Raw genomic sequence first — 14,753 nt, 5'->3', positions numbered from 1 at the left:
CCGGGCCTTATCGGCGCGTGCCAAGGCCATGTCCCTTAACAGCGGGAACTCGACCATGCTCTCGCATGAACGCATCTGGTCAGCGCTTGACGCGCTTGCGGAACGCCACGGGCTGACGGCATCCGGACTGGCACGCCGTGCCGGTCTGGATCCCACATCATTCAACAAGTCCAAGCGCCGCGGCACCGACGGCCGCGACCGCTGGCCATCCACGGAATCGCTCTCCAAGGTGCTTGGCGCGACTGGCTCGTCCCTTGATGAATTCTTGAGCCTTGTCGCCGGTGACAATTCCGGCGCCGGCAATCCCATTCCCGAGGGGGCGTTTCCGCCGCAGACCGGCTCTATCCCGTTGCTGGGATTTGCCCAAGCCGGATCGGGAGGATTTTTCGATGATGGCGGATTCCCCGCGGGCCAGGGCTGGGATGTTGTCGATTTTCCGACCCAGCCATCGGAGCGACCCGGGGTCTATGCGCTGGAGGTTCAGGGCGACAGCATGATGCCGCTCTACCGTGATGGCGACATTCTGATTGTCGAGCCCGGCGGGCAGATCCGTCGCGGTGACCGGGTGGTGGTGCGCTCGTGCGAGGGGGAGGTGATGGCCAAGGTACTCACCCGCCAGAGCGCGCGATCGGTGGAACTGATGTCGCTCAATCCCGACCATCCCAACCGCAGTTTCGAGCTGAGCGAGATCGACTGGATGGCGCGGATCATCTGGGCCAGCCAGTAAATGACCGTCCCGGCACGGTGGATTGGCAGATGCTACCGGTTGCCGCTTGTGCCTGAAGGCCGGAGTTCTTATCTTTCGAGCCTAATCGAGGAGAAATTTTGCCCATGACCGCACGCATTACCGCCCACGACGCGCTGATCTATCTGATGGTGACGATGTCGGCCGTCGACAAGACCATGAACGACGCGGAGCTGGCGCGCATCGGCCGCCTTATCACTTTCCTTCCGGTGTTCGAGGGCTTTGACGAGGACCGGCTAATTGATGTCACGCGGTCAGCTGCGGAATTGCTGAAGGGACCGGAAGGCCTCGACATCGTGCTGGAGGTGGTGCGCGACGCGGTGCCGCACAAGTTCTATGACACGGCTTACGCGCTGGCAGTGGAGATCGCCTCGGCGGACTACAACATCCAGCAGGAGGAAATCCGGCTGTTGCAGATGTTGCGCGACCGGTTGGGTCTCGACAAACTCACATGCGCTGCAATCGAACGTGGCGCGATTGCGCGGTTCCGCAGCAACTGAGCCCACTGCCGGAAGCTTAGGGGAGACCTCGCCACCTGCTCACCAGATCGTGTTTCGCCAGACAGCACCGCTTGTGTCATCAGACCATGAGCCAATCAGGAGGCGATCATGACATTGTTGGGACTATCCGAACCGGTAATCCGGCTGCTGGCGTTTTCGTCAATTTTCGTAACGCTCGCGGCAATTGAACTGCTGGCGCCGCGGCTTGAACGCGACGAGATGCGCGGCGCGCTGAAATCACGCCGCTGGATAACCAACCTGGCCATGGTGGTACTCTCCTCGGTGGTGCTCAGAATCGTGTTCCCGCTGGCCGCCGTAGGTACCGCGTTGTGGGCCCAGTCGGAGGGCCTGGGGTTGCTGCCACTCACCCAATTGCCGCTCTGGCTTGTCGCCATCATCTCCTTCGTGGTGCTTGATTTCGCCGTCTGGCTTGAACATCTGGTCAGCCACAAATGGCCGTGGCTGTGGCGTATCCACCGCATGCACCACGCCGACACAGGATTTGACCTGACGACGGCACTGAGGTTCCACCCGTTCGAAATCGTGCTGTCGATGTTCTGGAAGGCCGCTGTCATCATCGCGCTCGGCGCGCCGCCGGCAGCGGTGCTGATCTTCGAGATCGTGCTCAATGGTGCCGCTATGTTCAACCATGCCAACATCAGTTTGCCAAAGCCGGTCGACCGAGTGTTGCGGCGGTTGATCGTGACCCCGGACATGCACCGCATTCACCATTCCACCGACCAGCGTGAAACGGATTCGAATTACGGGTTCAACCTGGCGATCTGGGATCGGTTGTTTTCCACCTACACGGAAACGCCGCGGCGGGGCGAAACAGGTATCGAGATCGGGCTGTCGGAATGGCGCGACGGGCGCACCGCCAAATTTGGCTGGGGACTGGCGTTGCCGTTCTTGCCAACGCCTGCCCGGCGCGACCGGAGTGATCGCGACGGGACCGACAGCGCTCAGTAGAGCCCGTTCGGGAACCAGCGGAGATAGAGTTCGGCGAAGCGGCCGTCGCGGTTGAGTGCTGCCAGCGCATTGTCGAACGCCACTGCCAGAGCCGCGTTGCGGGGCGCCACGGCAATTGCCAGGCCTTCGCCCAGATGGGCGCGTGAGAAATACGGCCCGTCAAAGAACCGGCAACAGGATTCCGCGGTCTGGCTCGACAACCAGAACGACAATTGCAGCCCATCGCCATAGACGGCGTCGAGGTTGCCGGATTTGAGCGCGTCGAACATCCAGTCCGGCCGCGAGAAGGTGACCGGTTTGAGCGCCGGGAACCATTCGCGCAGCATCGCCTCGTGGGCGGCACCCCCGACGACGCCGACGCGCCGTGCGGCCAGCGCCTTGGCATCAATGCCACCGGGAGCGGCGTCCTTGCGGATTGCAAAGCGCGCCGGCAATTGCAAATAGGGGCGGGTAAAGCGGTAGTCGGCCCGGCTCTTGGCGGTCATGGCAAGGCCAGAGATCATGGCTTCCGCCTGCCCGGTTTTCAGGGCGTTGGCCAGCTCGGTCCAGGGCAATGCCTGAATCTGGCATTTTGGCAACGCATTCATTTCCGCGCAGATGGCGCGGGCGAGATCAATGTGGAAACCTGAAAGACGGTTGGTCTGATCGAAAAAACTGAACGGCGGAAAATCAACCGTGGTGACAAAACGGATACGGTTGAAAGACTGGGAATCCGGCGCGGGTATCCGTTCGCGCGGATCGATGTAATTGGGAACAACGACATCCCCGGCAGCCATGGCCGCCTGAATATTGATCAAAATTGCGAACAAACCGATCAATATGCGTGAAACGCCCTTGAATTTCAGAGGTGCATTCAGGCGTGCATTCACTACCATAGATTTATCGCCTCGCTACAATCGTCATGTGTTTATCAGAGTCATGGCTTCAAACAAAACCATCGATCCGCGGATTCCCGGCCGACCAGTCCAGCACTTGCGTTTGATCCCGGATCGCCACACTGGAGCCAGATTGATCCGGTTGCCCGTTGCGGCCACGGACCGCAAGAGAGAAACACGGGAGGCACGGTTTTTTCTCGATTGCGGCATCGGCAAACCCCATGTCGATGCCGCGCTGGCCGCAGCCAATGCTAATGCCACCACTGTCGAAAAAGAGCTTCTGGCCGAAGGCCTGATCGAACCGGAACTGTACTACCGCTGGCTGGCGGGCGAACTGGGGTTGAACTTTATCGACCGGATTGACCCGGCGGAAGTGGTCCGACTTCCCTCAATGGACACGCTGCTTCATCGCGACGGGCCGCTTCGACTGTGGCGCGACGGCCGACAATTGACGGTGATCGTTCCTGAAGCGCGCCGACTTGAGGCGGAGAATGCGCGACTTGCCGCAACGCCGGAGCTGCGCGGCGGTCTGGCCGTCGCCTCGCCCGCCACCATCCGCAAGGCGGTCTGGCAGGCCGCAGCGGATGATCGGGTGCGACAGACAACCTTCCAGCTCGATCAGGATTATCGTCATGCCAGTGCCAGACAGGTCCTGACCGGGGCGCAGGGTTTTGTGCTGGCGTTGGTGCTGTGCCTTGGCTTGGCCGGATTATTGCTGCACCCGGTCATGGCGCTGCTCGCGCTGCATGTGGTTCTGACCCTGTTTTTCTCCGGCGGCATAATGTTGCGCCTGACCGCACTGGCGGCGTCGGTGATCAAACCGGCACACCGGGTTGCACATCAGCCAGCGGCAATGCCGCTGCCTATCTATACGGTGTTGATCGCACTGCTGGATGAAGCCGAGATGGTGCCCGCAATCGTTTCGCGAATTGATGCGCTGGACTGGCCCAAAAGCCGGCTCGACATCAAATACATCTGCGAGGTCGGAGACAGGACGACACTCGCGGCGCTTGAGGCACAGGCTCTCGGACCCGAGTGCGAAATCGTCATGGTTCCCGATTTCGGCCCGCGCACCAAGCCAAAGGCGCTGCAATACGCGTTCAAGGGTGCGCGCGGATCGCTGGTTGCTGTCTATGACGCAGAAGACAAGCCCGCGCCGCGGCAATTGCGGGAAGCCTCGGCTCGATTTGCCCTGGGCGATGACCGCCTGGCGTGCCTGCAGGCGCCGCTCGCCATCGCCAACATGCGCACCAACTGGATCAGCGGGCTGTTCGCGCTCGAATACAGCGGGCTTTTCCGGGTGCTGATCCCGTTTCTTGCCCGCACCGGCATGCCGATACCGCTGGGTGGCACCTCCAACCATTTCCGGCGCGCAGCACTTGAAGCCGTCGGCGGGTGGGATCCCCACAATGTGACCGAAGATGCCGATCTAGGCTTGCGACTGTATGCGCATGGCTACCGCACCGGCACGATCGCCAGCGCCACGGTGGAGGCGGCGCCAGTTGCGCTTGATGCGTGGACCCGGCAGCGCACCCGGTGGCTCAAGGGCTGGGCGCAGACATGGCTGGTGATCATGCGCCAACCACTGAAAACCTGCCGCAGCCTGGGTATGGGCGGATTTGCTGTCTTTCAGTTGATGATTGCTGGGATGCTGGTCTCGGCGCTCGCACATCCGTTGATGTACGTCTTTGTCTGCATGACGCTGGCCTGGCTCGCGACCACGGCGACAGTATCGCCGTTGCACACCACGCTGATGTGGCTCGACCTGTACAACATAGCGGGCAGCTACCTGACCTTCGCAGCGATGGGATGGCGCGGATTCACGGGCTATGAACGCCGCCGGCTCAAATGCCGCTGGCTGTTACTGGCACCAGTCTATTGGCTGCTGATGTCATTTGCCGGATGGCGGGCGCTGGCACAATTGAGACGAGATGCGCATCTGTGCGGTCTTATGTAGCAAAAGCACCAAGATTCCGCACGATCAAAACGCCGCTTTTCCCTACAATCCCCACATGCCTAGAGCCAAACACAACATATCCCGCCAGCGGACACGCGGCTATGCCATCACCATCAACGGTCTGTTTACAGCCAGGTCTAAATGCCTGCGCTCTCTCAGGCTTGAAGATGGCGACATTGAAACCATCCGATCAGACATTGCCGCGATTGACCGCGTACTGCTCAACGTCCTTGGCTATAGCGGCGACATAGAAGCCGTCTCACGCGATTTCAAACGCAACCCGTCATTCGGGCGGGGCGAACTGTTGCGGGCTGTGCTGGACGTTCTGCGCAAGGTACAAGCGCCAATGCTCACGCGGGAACTGACTGTTGCTGTTTTTGAAGCCAAGGGGCTGACATTGCCGCCGGGGGAGACCGGGAGGTCACGCATCAACCGGGTGCGGAAGATATGCCAGCAGGTGCCGGGGATCTGTGAGGCGGGGAATGGAAGTCAGGCTTGGAAAATTAAACGCCGCCCTTAAGGTGCGGGCGGCAGTTCGGGATGGAGACGTGGTATAAAATACATAGGGCGGTCATGCAGCAACCATCATACCTTGTTCTATGCCGCTCAACAAAGCCCTGCGCGCTTCTGTCAGGTCAGACTCTGCCCAACTCCGTAGATCGTCCGTAACTTCACAGCTTTGGTACTTTCCTAGCCATTTACCAATCCTTTCAATAGAATAGGCTTCTAGCCAATCAGCTTCTTCCCAGACAATGATGAAGTCTTTGATGGCAGTTAATGCCACCTCACGCTGGTCAAGGTCGGAAAGAGCCTTATCTAAGATGTCTCGATCACTCGGACGAAAAGTGCTCAAATGAGGCAAAAGGTACGCCGTCATTTTATTTCTCCCCGGTTATATCGCGCGTAGATTATGAGCCAAAACTTGCGCGAATGTTAACGAAACAACTTTACCTAGTCCAAGTCAACGCTCACATCAACTCCGAGTTCCAAAAAACGCGCAGCTACATTCTGAATTTGTTTTTCTGATGGCGGCATGTGGCGACAATATCGACCGGAGCTAGCGTTCAAGACCCAATGCAGTCCGCCCTCTTTTTCGTCGAAAGCCAACTCACCGGCGATCCTCGCTTTTTGGCCGTCTAGCAGTGTAGGGTGCCCCAACTTCTTGTCTTCCGATGGATGTTTGTAGCCCCTTCTTCTCGGATACCCAGAAAAGGTTGCCTCTGGCTGTCGGATAGATAGCTCTTCGACAGAAATTTTTATGGAGCCATCCTCGGTGACAGCCCAGATGTAGCTTTGCGTTCTCGCCGCTGGCTTGAGCAGGTTTGACTGTACAATACGACTCAATTCAGCAAGCCTCTGAGCTAGCTCTGTGTCAAGGGACGATAAGGAAAGCGGGCTCCTACCATTCTCCCACTCTTCTATTCTTTCCGCCCCTCTGAGGACTCCGAAAGTCTCATCTAAGTCATCTGGCATGAAGCACATCAACCTGAATTTATCTGCCGATTCCAATTTTCTAGCAAACGTATAAGGTTAATGAAAGATGCAATGCAACTTTTGCAATGGTTTTAGTTGCGGTCCCTATCAGCCTTTTTGTGACCGCTGCCAATACCCCTTCCAAACCCGGCTGACACCATGAGCCATCGCTTTACCGAGAACGTCAGCGGCGTTTTCGCCGTTTGAATTGCGGCGGTTGTCTTCCAACCATGCGGCGTGGTTTGCGTACTGGTGAAGGTACTGCGGCGAAACGTGGTGGTGCTGGCCAGTCACCATGCGGCGAAGGCGGCTGAAATAGCTCTCAACCCAATTGGTGTGCTTGCCGTGGTCGCTGTAGTTGACCGAGTGATTGACCCGCTCGGTGTCCCAACCAGAATGCAGCATGTCCCAATGGCTGGCTTCGTCGGCATGCATGATTGCCAGACGATCAACGTGCTGCTTTGCCAGTTCAACGCCATCGGCTTCTGACATGGTGACGAAAGGACGTGTGCGGCCCAGACGCTCACGGAAGGCCACCACAACGCGGCGCTTGCCGGTCTGGTGTTCTGCCAGACCGGCGGTCCTTACGGTCTTCCTTGCGGTTCTCAGGGCGGATATGGCCACCAACGTAGCAACCATCAACCTCAACGTCGTCTTCAAGCGGGGTGTTGTCCTGAATTTCCAGAGACAGAGCTTCGCGAAGCTTGTGTGCCAGTACCCATGCAGTCTTGTACTGAACGTCCAGATCGCGGGAAAGCTGGAGAGCGGAAAGGCCCTTTACGGCATTGACGAAAATGCAGACCGCGCCAAGCAGATCGGTGAAGTCCATCTTGCGGCTTGCAAAGATGGTGCCCGAAGTCACGCTGAACTGAGCATGACAAGCGGCGCACTTGAACTTGCGACGGGTGCTGATTTCGTAATGGTCCAGGCATCCGCACTTCGGGCAAACAGGGTTGCCGTCTGTTGCAGCCCAACGCAGCTTTTTGAAAGCCTGATAAGCCTTGTCCTCACCACCCTTGTAGATTTCCTTGAGGGAGAGTGTGCGGGCCTGAGCCGAAAGGAGAAAATGTTGAGCCATGACGTACTGTTTCCGTTACCTATGTAACGTATATAGTACGTTGACGCACTGCATGCAAGGGCATACGTATCGCATATGTTACTTTTTGCAACGTGAGCGATACAATGGCAGAAAAAACAGATTGGGAAATGAAAGCCGCCAACCTCCTAAAGGCGGAATTGAAGCGTAAGGGCGTAACCTACGCGGGGTTAGTCGAAAGGCTGGCGCAATTAGGAGTTGACGAGAAGGAGGTGAACGTCCGTAATAAGCTCTCGCGGGGCAAATTCACGGCGGCATTTCTACTTCAATGTCTAAGCGCTATTGGATCATCTTCATTGCATTTGGATTAGCCGCACTAACCAGCGAAGCAAAAGCACAATACCCCGTCCCATCTACCGCTGACCGCCCACCCATAGAAAATGGTGGTGACCAGAGCGCAAGGGAATATGATCGCACCACAGGCCAATTTGCGATTCCTATCATCATAATAGAAGATGCCGAAAATGCCGAACGCGCCGAGCGCCGCGAAGCTGATTCCGACCAGCGTGAGCGCGATGACCTCACCGCTCAGCAATCTATGGCGGAATCGACTGAGCGCATCGTATTTATATCGTGGTGGCAACTCGGTTTGGCTACTGCTGGCACCATTCTCGTTTTTGGCTCTTTGGGGGCTGCATTCTGGGCTAACTGGATAGCCAGAGACACAGCTAAACGCCAACTTCGAGCCTACGTCGCGGTTCCGGGTGGGGTTCTCAGCCCAGTCAAGGACTCTAAAACCAAACTTCGGTATGACATTCGCATCGAAAATACCGGGCAAACGCCGGCTTACAACGTCAGTTGCTGGACTAATTCTCGCTTCGCTGAATACCCATTGACTACGACCCTGCTCCCGCCCGACGACAAGATTAATCCTATGGGGGTTCTTAATGGTGGCCTTAGAGTGCCAGTTCTCTTTGGAAAAACGGCTGATAATTTCACCGCCGTGCAGAAAAAAGAATGCGAAGCGGGAACTTTGCATTTTATATCTACGGAACCGTTACCTATGAGGATTGCTTTGGAGTAAGCAGAGCTACAGATTTCCGATTTTTCTACACTACCAGCAATGACGATGGCACTTTGATGTACTGTGACGATGGAAATAATTCCACATAGTGCCACCACCACGGCCCACGCCGCGCGCGCTCTCACGCCGCCGCCCCTACATCACCGCCTCCTTTCGGAATCGGGCTTGGTGCTTTTGATACATAAGACCGCATCTGTGGGAAAAGACGCCGCACCCTGCCGAGAACCACGACGGGGAGCATTCCCCGGATACAGGCATCATAGCGCCGGGAGCGATGGAGCGGGTGAAGGGAATCGAATTCAACGCTAAGTCATTGTTTTTGCTGCGCTTTTCGCTTTCCATTTTCTCGATACCGTCACCGATACCGTCAGAAAGGTGAGACGCAGAGAGCCTAAATGAGCATATATGAGACGATTACGCCAAGCAAATTCGTGGACACCGGCGTCCAAGATGCTGGTAATCTGGTACTGTACGCAGGCTTAGGCGAGCGTTGGGAAATGCGGCTAACACGGGTCTGAACCGAAGGGGCGTAGACGATGGGTTTAAAGTTCACACTTGCGATTGTCGCAATGAGCCTTTTGGCGACAACTCAGGCAGCGCGATCTGAATATGTAACCGGATACGACTTGAGCAAATGGTGTCAGGAGAACAACGCCGGTGCGGTCGGTTATGTTCTGGGCGTCTATGATGGCTTCACCACCGCTCAGAGATACACGGACAGACCTGATCTCCGTTCCTGTGTGGCCCCTGAAGTGTCCCGTGGCCAACTATATGAGGTCGCGTGCAAGTACACTCGCGACAACCCACAGACATGGCACCTATCGGCATCCTCCATAGTGTGGAGTGCCTTCCATGACGCATTCCCCTGTAACTCTGACTAGCGTGGGAAATGCGGCAGGGCGCTATCTGAATTAGAGGTTGGCGCGCCATTTAGGGTGGTGCCTAATTTATATTCACGCCTCTACTTGCCCCTCGCCGTCGCATTCATCGCATGAGCCTACGCCTTCGCAAGTCGGGCAGTCGTCATCGCCATCTCCCATGCAATCTTGGCAATCCCCAGACCCGTAGCATGTATCGCATTGTTCGTATGCTACGGGTTCCATATCACCCATCTCCGTTGGTCCGTATTTCATTGGTCAGGGCCGTCGGGACTTTGAATGGGTAATCCTGACCAGACCTATTCTGCCCCTTGCTCATGTTCCTAAAATGCGCACCGATGTAAGATATTTCGGCGTTTTTGGGAGCCTCAAGGTTATTGTCGATTAGCGCCTGCACAATAAGCGGCCCCGCGCTTTTGGCATCAAACGGCCCGACCATTTCGGCATTTTCCCCGTCGAGGATGGCCAGCGACATGGTTCGCTTGTCCCCGTCAGACACATATATCAAATCCCAGACTTTCCCCATCGCTTCCGCTCCTTATTTATTATATTCAATTCAACATTATGTTGAATACTTGTATCGCCAAGCAGAATGGTAGTTCAATAATTCGTTTTATTTTTTGAATACTTCTACTCATCAATAAACAGCATAGGTGCAGTTCGATTCCCGTGTTTAGAACCTAACCCTCGTCGTCTTCAGGAATCGAACTAGCAGGCACAGCGAAGCAGCGCCCAACAAAATCAATGAGTTGGGCGCTGCTAAAATCAGGTCTGACGGTATCGGGGACGGTACGCTCTACGATACCGTCACGAGTACCGTCGAATGAGATTCATAGGGGGTGGGATATGCTAAAAATCGGGAAAATCTTAGAATAAATTCCGCTGGCTATTTGATTTGGTAGAATACTATTCTCTAAATTAAGCCATTTAGGGATTTTAATTCTAATGGAGCGGGTGAAGGGAATCGAACCCTCGTCGTAAGCTTGGGAAGCTTCTGCTCTACCATTGAGCTACACCCGCGAAAGCCGGTCGTTCATGGCGCTGAACTGCGGCGGTGTCAAGTCGCCTGGATGGCCTGGACCGGGTTGACTGGACGCAGGTCCGATCTCATATGGGGGGCTACTCTGCCTTAACCTAGATTGATCCATGGACCAGCTTAAAGCCTTTCTAACGTCGCGACGCTTCGAAGGTGTGATCACTGTGCTGATCATCATCAATGCGATTACTCTTGGACTGGAAACCGTACCTGCAGCAGTGGAGCGGTTCGGTGGTTTCCTGAGCCTGCTCGACCGCGCCATACTCGGTGTGTTTGTTCTGGAAGTGACGGCGCGGCTTGTCGCGTGGCGGCTTGATTTCTTCCGTGACCCCTGGCGGATATTTGACCTGGTCGTGGTGGGAGTGGCGCTTGTCCCGGCCACGGGCGCGCTATCGGTGCTCCGGGCGCTTCGCATTCTCAGAGTGCTCCGGATCATAAGCATGGTTCCATCGCTGAAGCGGGTTGTCGGAGGCCTGGTCAGCGCCCTGCCCGGCATGGGTTCGATCATGCTGCTTTTGACCCTGGTTTTTTATGTTTTCTCGGTAATGGCGACTAAACTCTATGGTGACAGCTTTCCCGTCTGGTTTGGCTCCATCCCGGCTTCAGCCTACTCGTTGTTTCAGGTCATGACGCTGGAAAGCTGGTCGATGGGCATCGTCCGCCCTGTGATGGAAGTCCATCCGATGGCGTGGGCGTTCTTCATTCCGTTCATCGCCTGCACCACGTTTACTGTGCTTAACCTGTTCATCGGCATCATCGTCTCTGCGATGCAGGAAGAACATGAAGCCGAGGTCACGGCAGACCGCGAAGCCATGGTGTCTGACCAGAGCGCAATGCTGGAAGAACTCAAGGCAATCCGCAGGGATCTGGCCGAATTGCGTGCGGCGCAGACACGCGCAACCCAGCCGTCCTGATGAGAATGTCGGGAACGCCTAAACCACGCCGTGCAAAAATGTGCAGCGATTTTGCTGTAACGACATGTCAAAACAAGGGCTAATGCGCCTCACCGGAATCGATGCGTCGAGCATTGGCGCCCGTGAAGCTAGCCGCGGAAATGCTTGGAAAGCTTCAGGCCTTGCGCCTGGTAGTTCGATCCCAGCCCCGTTCCATAGAGCGCCTCGGGGCGTTCGAGCATTTTCTCATAGACCAGCCGGCCGACGATCTGGCCGTGTTCGAGGATGAACGGCACCTCGTGGCTGCGCACTTCGAGCACCGCACGGCTGCCAGCGCCGCCGGCTTCGCTATGGCCAAAGCCGGGGTCGAAAAATCCTGCGTAATGAACCCTGAACTCGCCAACCAGCGGGTCGAACGGGGTCATTTCGGCGGCGTAGAGCGGCGGCACGTGCACCGATTCACGGCTGACCAGAATGTAGAATTCGTCCGGATCCAAGATCAGATCAGCGGAGCCGCGATTGTGGATCGGTTCCCAGAAATCGAAGACGTCATGGGCGGCTCGCTTATCAACATCGATCACCGCCGTATGGTGTTTGCCGCGGTAGCCAACCAGCGCATCCGGTCCCTGTCCCTTGAGATCTATCGACAACGCAATGCCGCCGCCTGAGACATTGGCGGCGTCGGAATCCACCAGTGTTTCGGCCTGGTGGAGTTGCGACAGCGCAGTCTCGTCGAGCAACGCATGGCCTTCGCGGAAACGGACCTGCGACAGCCGCGAGCCGGTGCGGACCACGATCGGGAATGTGCGGGGGCTGACCTCCAGCCACAAGGGACCATGATAGCCGGCAGCGATTTTGTCGAATTCCTGGCCGAAATCGGTCATGACCCGGGTAAAAATGTCTAGCCGGCCGGTCGAACTCTTGGGGTTGGCGGAGGCGGAAATCGCCTGTGGCAACGCCAGGCTTTCAAGCAACGGGACAATGTAGACGCAACCGGTTTCGAGCACGGCACCGGCCGACAGGTCGATCTCGTGCATGCTGAGCCGGGCGAGCTTGTCAGTCACCTTGCTGAGCGGTCCTGGAAGGAACGAGGCGCGCACCCGGTAGGCTGTGGCGCCAAGTCGCAGGTCAAGACTGGCGGGCTGGATCTGATCCGCATCAAGCGCCCGGCCAGCCTGCAGCGCACCGTGATCAAACAGGGTTCGGATAGCCCTGTCAGAGAGAATGCCAGCACTCACTTGTTACCGCTCCGTTTCAACTTTGGTCTTGATGGCAAGACACGACGATTGACGCAAGCGCAACGAGATATTAAACACGGTTATCCCGTGGTGATTTGGCCGACCGGCTTGCAGCCACGTTAAACAAGTCGCTAAAAAGGTCGGGTTGCAAAACCGGCTGGCGACTTTCGCAAGCCGGTTTTTTTGTATGTTGGACCAAGACCATGACAAGCAACCATACCCTTCGCCCCGCAACCCAACTCGTGCACGGCGGGTTTACCCGATCCAATTTTGGCGAGACCTCCGAAGCGATCTACATGACGCAAGGTTTCGTCTATGACAGCGCGGAAGCGGCAGAAGCACGCTTCAGGGGCGAAGATCCCGGTTTCATCTATGCGCGTTACGCCAGTCCGACCAACGACATTTTCGAAAAACGCATGTGCTTGATGGAAGGCGCCGAAGAGGCCCGCGCCACCGCCTCGGGCATGGCGGCGGTTTCAGCCGCGCTTCTGTGCCAGCTCAGCGCCGGCGATCATGTGGTTTCGGCGCGGGCACTGTTTGGCTCCTGCCGCTGGGTGATCGATACATTGTTGCCCCGATATGGCATCGAATCGACGCTGGTCGATGGCCGTGATCTCGCCAATTTCGAGGCTGCCATCCGCCCAAACACCAAGGTTTTCTTTCTTGAAAGCCCTGCCAACCCGACGCTTGAAGTGGTTGATATCGCCGGCGTGGCGAAGCTTGCCAACCAGCTTGGCGCCAAGCTGGTGGTCGACAACGTATTCGCCACGCCACTGATGCAGAAGCCGTTGGAACTGGGCGCTCATGTCGTTGCCTATTCGGCGACCAAACACATTGACGGCCAGGGCCGCTGCTTGGGTGGCGTGGTGCTGTCGGACAAGGCGTGGATCGACGAGCATCTGCACGACTATTTCCGCCACACCGGGCCATCGCTGTCACCCTTCAACGCATGGACCCTTCTCAAGGGTCTGGAAACCCTGCCGCTACGAGTGCGCCAGCAAACTAGCAATGCCGGTGCGGTGACCGATTTCCTTGCCGAGCATCCGGCGGTGGCGAAGGTGACCTACCCGGGGCGTGCCGATCACCCGCAAGCTGAAATCTGCGCGCGGCAGATGTCGGGCGGATCGACGCTGGTGGCGTTCGAACTAAAGGGCGGCAAATCCGCAGCGTTCGCGATGCAGAACGCGCTCGAAGTGGTGCGGATTTCCAACAATCTCGGCGATGCCAAGAGCCTGATCACACACCCGGCGACAACCACCCACAAAAACCTGACCGACGAAGCCCGCGACGAGCTGGGGATCGCCCCGGGCATGGTCCGGCTTTCGCTGGGGATCGAGGATGTCCAGGATCTGATTGAGGATTTCGACCGGGCGCTTTCAGGCCTCTAAGATCGGCTCACCAAACACGGCGCGCGCCTGCATGATGCGGGAGAGCGCCGTGTACAGACAGATGACGGCAAACACCCATGCGATGGGTGCGAACCAGGCCGGCCACAGGCAGAACAGCCCGAACACGAAGAAGGTCTCGCTGGCTTCGGCGAGACCGGTGGTGAAATAGATCGATTTGACACCGCGCGCGGTCGACGTCAGCCCCCGCTTCTCAGCGACGATGGCATAGGCGAGGAAACTCGCACCATTGACGTAAAAAGCAAAGATCAGCGCCGCACCGGCCAGACCGTTAGCTGTCGGATCATGAATGACGAAGCCCAGCGGAATGGCACCGTAAAAGACGAAATCGAGGGTGATATCGAGATAGCCCCCGAAATCGGTCTTTTTCGATGCACGGGCGACCGAGCCGTCGAGACCGTCGCCGATGCGGCTGACAAGAATCAACGTCAGCGCCCAGTACATGTGACCCAACGCAATCAGACCAGCGGCGGCAAGCCCGAGCAGGCACGCCGTTACGGTCACATGATCGGCTCTGACGCCCCGCGCCGCAAGCCAGCGTCCCGCGCCGTCGAGCCCGGGCTGGATCAGTTTTCGCGCGGTTCCATCCAACATGAGGTCATCCTTTGATCTTCTCTGGCTGTGATAGCGCGGCTACCACCGATCGTCACGCGCGACCGCCTG

At 57.3% G+C, this 14,753-nt stretch carries 16 protein-coding genes, 1 tRNA gene, 1 pseudogene and 1 riboswitch; of the genes and pseudogenes, 10 read left to right on the top strand and 8 right to left on the bottom strand.

Annotation, left to right across the window (positions count from 1 at the left end; translation table 11 throughout):
- Positions 1 to 55 precede the first annotated feature (55 nt).
- From OEG84_RS19230 to OEG84_RS19220, 3 genes are all read left to right on the top strand, one after another.
- Positions 56 to 727, top strand: coding sequence for a S24 family peptidase (locus OEG84_RS19230; protein WP_267655218.1), 672 nt, complete (start codon positions 56 to 58; stop codon positions 725 to 727).
- Between the two features lie 104 nt (positions 728 to 831).
- On the top strand, positions 832 to 1,245 hold the full coding sequence (locus OEG84_RS19225) for a tellurite resistance TerB family protein (RefSeq protein ID WP_267655217.1): 414 nt from the start codon (positions 832 to 834) through the stop codon (positions 1,243 to 1,245).
- Positions 1,246 to 1,353: 108 nt separating this feature from the next.
- On the top strand, positions 1,354 to 2,214 hold the full coding sequence (locus OEG84_RS19220; protein WP_267655216.1) for a sterol desaturase family protein: 861 nt from the start codon (positions 1,354 to 1,356) through the stop codon (positions 2,212 to 2,214).
- Here the strand turns inward: OEG84_RS19220 and OEG84_RS19215 are convergent.
- Entirely contained in the window at positions 2,208 to 2,990 is a 783-nt protein-coding gene (locus OEG84_RS19215) for a transporter substrate-binding domain-containing protein (protein ID WP_267655215.1), read from the bottom strand. The two genes, OEG84_RS19220 and OEG84_RS19215, sit on opposite strands and share 7 nt — an antisense overlap.
- 232 nt (positions 2,991 to 3,222) lie before the next feature.
- Between OEG84_RS19215 and OEG84_RS19210 the strand changes: the two genes are divergently transcribed.
- Together OEG84_RS19210 and OEG84_RS19205 are read left to right on the top strand one after the other, a co-directional pair.
- Positions 3,223 to 5,046, top strand: coding sequence for a glycosyltransferase family 2 protein (locus OEG84_RS19210; protein ID WP_267655214.1), 1,824 nt, complete (start codon positions 3,223 to 3,225; stop codon positions 5,044 to 5,046).
- On the top strand, positions 5,021 to 5,566 hold the full coding sequence (locus OEG84_RS19205; RefSeq protein ID WP_267655213.1) for a hypothetical protein: 546 nt from the start codon (positions 5,021 to 5,023) through the stop codon (positions 5,564 to 5,566). Before OEG84_RS19210 ends, OEG84_RS19205 begins: the two co-directional genes overlap by 26 nt.
- Before the next feature lie 51 nt (positions 5,567 to 5,617).
- On the opposite strand, the gene OEG84_RS19200 is transcribed toward OEG84_RS19205, so the two are convergent.
- From OEG84_RS19200 to OEG84_RS19190, 3 genes and pseudogenes are all read right to left on the bottom strand, one after another.
- On the bottom strand, positions 5,618 to 5,923 hold the full coding sequence (locus OEG84_RS19200; RefSeq protein WP_267655212.1) for a hypothetical protein: 306 nt from the start codon (positions 5,921 to 5,923) through the stop codon (positions 5,618 to 5,620).
- A gap of 74 nt (positions 5,924 to 5,997) precedes the next feature.
- Positions 5,998 to 6,519 (bottom strand): hypothetical protein, encoded by a 522-nt coding sequence (locus OEG84_RS19195; protein WP_267655211.1) that lies wholly within the window; start codon positions 6,517 to 6,519, stop codon positions 5,998 to 6,000.
- A gap of 108 nt (positions 6,520 to 6,627) precedes the next feature.
- Positions 6,628 to 7,597 (bottom strand): annotated as a pseudogene (locus OEG84_RS19190) (IS1595 family transposase).
- 104 nt (positions 7,598 to 7,701) lie between these two features.
- Between OEG84_RS19190 and OEG84_RS19185 the strand changes: the two are divergent.
- The 3 genes from OEG84_RS19185 (at position 7,702) to OEG84_RS25550 (ending at position 9,520) form a co-directional block, all read left to right on the top strand.
- Positions 7,702 to 7,926: a DUF6471 domain-containing protein gene (locus OEG84_RS19185; RefSeq protein ID WP_267655210.1), complete on the top strand. Its 225-nt coding sequence runs from the start codon at positions 7,702 to 7,704 to the stop codon at positions 7,924 to 7,926.
- Positions 7,884 to 8,639, top strand: coding sequence for a hypothetical protein (locus OEG84_RS19180; RefSeq protein ID WP_267655209.1), 756 nt, complete (start codon positions 7,884 to 7,886; stop codon positions 8,637 to 8,639). Before OEG84_RS19185 ends, OEG84_RS19180 begins: the two co-directional genes overlap by 43 nt.
- Positions 8,640 to 9,175: 536 nt before the next feature.
- Positions 9,176 to 9,520, top strand: a complete 345-nt coding sequence (locus OEG84_RS25550; protein WP_425602872.1) for a Rap1a/Tai family immunity protein — start codon at positions 9,176 to 9,178, stop codon at positions 9,518 to 9,520.
- A gap of 223 nt (positions 9,521 to 9,743) precedes the next feature.
- Here OEG84_RS25550 and OEG84_RS19175 read toward each other — a convergent pair whose 3' ends face one another.
- Both OEG84_RS19175 and OEG84_RS19170 read right to left on the bottom strand, forming a co-directional pair.
- Positions 9,744 to 10,043, bottom strand: coding sequence for a hypothetical protein (locus OEG84_RS19175; protein ID WP_267655208.1), 300 nt, complete (start codon positions 10,041 to 10,043; stop codon positions 9,744 to 9,746).
- A gap of 420 nt (positions 10,044 to 10,463) precedes the next feature.
- Positions 10,464 to 10,537: transfer RNA gene (locus OEG84_RS19170), tRNA-Gly, on the bottom strand.
- 126 nt (positions 10,538 to 10,663) lie between these two features.
- Between OEG84_RS19170 and OEG84_RS19165 the strand changes: the two genes are divergently transcribed.
- Complete coding sequence (locus OEG84_RS19165; protein WP_267655207.1) at positions 10,664 to 11,467, top strand: ion transporter; 804 nt, start codon at positions 10,664 to 10,666, stop codon at positions 11,465 to 11,467.
- A gap of 128 nt (positions 11,468 to 11,595) precedes the next feature.
- Here the strand turns inward: OEG84_RS19165 and OEG84_RS19160 are convergent, their stop codons facing one another.
- On the bottom strand, positions 11,596 to 12,684 hold the full coding sequence (locus OEG84_RS19160; protein WP_267655206.1) for a 2'-deoxycytidine 5'-triphosphate deaminase: 1,089 nt from the start codon (positions 12,682 to 12,684) through the stop codon (positions 11,596 to 11,598).
- Between the two features lie 77 nt (positions 12,685 to 12,761).
- Positions 12,762 to 12,840, top strand: a riboswitch (SAM riboswitch).
- Positions 12,841 to 12,887: 47 nt separating this feature from the next.
- Here OEG84_RS19160 and OEG84_RS19155 point away from each other — a divergent pair.
- The gene (locus tag OEG84_RS19155) at positions 12,888 to 14,072 is read left to right on the top strand and encodes an O-succinylhomoserine sulfhydrylase (protein WP_267655205.1); all 1,185 of its coding nucleotides are present in this window, start codon (positions 12,888 to 12,890) and stop codon (positions 14,070 to 14,072) included.
- On the opposite strand, the gene OEG84_RS19150 is transcribed toward OEG84_RS19155, so the two are convergent.
- Positions 14,061 to 14,684 (bottom strand): CDP-alcohol phosphatidyltransferase family protein, encoded by a 624-nt coding sequence (locus OEG84_RS19150; protein WP_267655204.1) that lies wholly within the window; start codon positions 14,682 to 14,684, stop codon positions 14,061 to 14,063. The two genes, OEG84_RS19155 and OEG84_RS19150, sit on opposite strands and share 12 nt — an antisense overlap.
- Positions 14,685 to 14,753: the final 69 nt, after the last annotated feature.

The organism is Hoeflea algicola (genome assembly GCF_026619415.1).
GTDB classification, from domain to species: domain Bacteria; phylum Pseudomonadota; class Alphaproteobacteria; order Rhizobiales; family Rhizobiaceae; genus Hoeflea; species Hoeflea algicola.
Note: the sequence above shows the minus strand (reverse complement) of the source record. Positions and strands in the feature narration are given on the sequence as shown.